The following is a 1,146-nucleotide window of genomic DNA, read 5'->3' as shown; positions in this document are numbered from 1 at the left end:
GTCGCACAGGACGGAGCGTCCTCCGGGCCCGCGGGCCCCGGCGCGACGGGACGGGCGGATGAGCGATCCGAGGAAGCCGCCCTCACACGTCAGTTCGTGACGTTCCACGTCGACCACGAAACCTTCGCGGTCCCGTTGATCGAGGTGCAGGAGATCATCCGCCTGCCCCAGATGGTCGAGGTGCCGCTGGCGCCGGCGAGCCTCGCCGGCCTCGCCAACCTGCGCGGCTCGGTCCTCCCGGTCACCAGCCTGAGGCGCCTCTTCGGCCTGGCCGACGTGAAGCACGACGACTCGACCCGGGTCGTCGTGATCAATCGCGGCCGGCAGGTCGGCTTCGTCGTCGACCGTATGGCCAGCGTCGTCACCAGCGAGACGAGCGAGATCGAGGGTGTCGAGGGTCTTCGATCGACCATCGACACCGGCCTGCTCAGCGGCATGATCAAGCGCCAGAGCGGCATGGTCATGATCCTCGATCCCGGCAAGCTCACTCAGATGGGCGACGGCGAAGGCAGGCGGCGGCAGGACAAGTCGGACCTGCGGTCGGAGCAGCTCCAGGACGAAGCGGCCGGGAGGACCGAAGAGGACGAGACGTCCGACGAGATGCAGCTCGTGTCCTTCGAGCTGGACGGCCAGGAATACGCCCTGCCGATCGAGCATGTGCAGGAGATCGTGCAGGTTCCCGAAACCATCAATGTCATCCCCAACTCCGAGAGCCACGTGCTCGGGGTGATGAACCTGCGCAATCGGCTGTTGCCGCTGGTGAGCCTGCGCTCGCTGTTCGGGCTCGGGGCGACGGAGGTCGGCGACCAGAGCCGAATCTTGGTCATCGCCTTCGAGATGGGAAAGACGGTCCTCTCGGTCGGTATCGTCACCGATGCCGTGAAGGAGGTCCTTCGTGTGGCGCGCGGCATCGTCGATCCGCTCCCCGAACTCTTGTCGCATGACGGGGCGTTGCGCGAGGTCGAATCGGTCTGCCGGATCGACGGCGGCAAGCGCCTGGTGTCGATTCTTTCCGTGGAGCGACTGTTCAGCAACGCAACGATCCGGGAGGCGCTCGACGCCGGCTCGGCTCGAGCCGACGAGACCGCCATGTCCGAGACCGACGACGCGAAGCATGGAAAGGCGGACGAGGAGGAGCAGTTCGTC

The 1,146-nt window shown here is 66.6% G+C and carries 1 protein-coding gene; it reads left to right on the top strand.

Features of this window, described 5'->3' with window-relative positions:
* Window positions 1-96 precede the first annotated feature (96 nt).
* Window positions 97-1,146: chemotaxis protein CheW (locus ABTU92_RS29165; protein WP_408095051.1), on the top strand; the 1,050-nt coding region annotated here is incomplete at its 3' end.

This window comes from Rhodoplanes sp. SY1 (assembly GCF_046000175.1).
GTDB lineage: Bacteria > Pseudomonadota > Alphaproteobacteria > Rhizobiales > Xanthobacteraceae > Rhodoplanes.
Note: the sequence above shows the minus strand (reverse complement) of the source record. Positions and strands in the feature narration are given on the sequence as shown.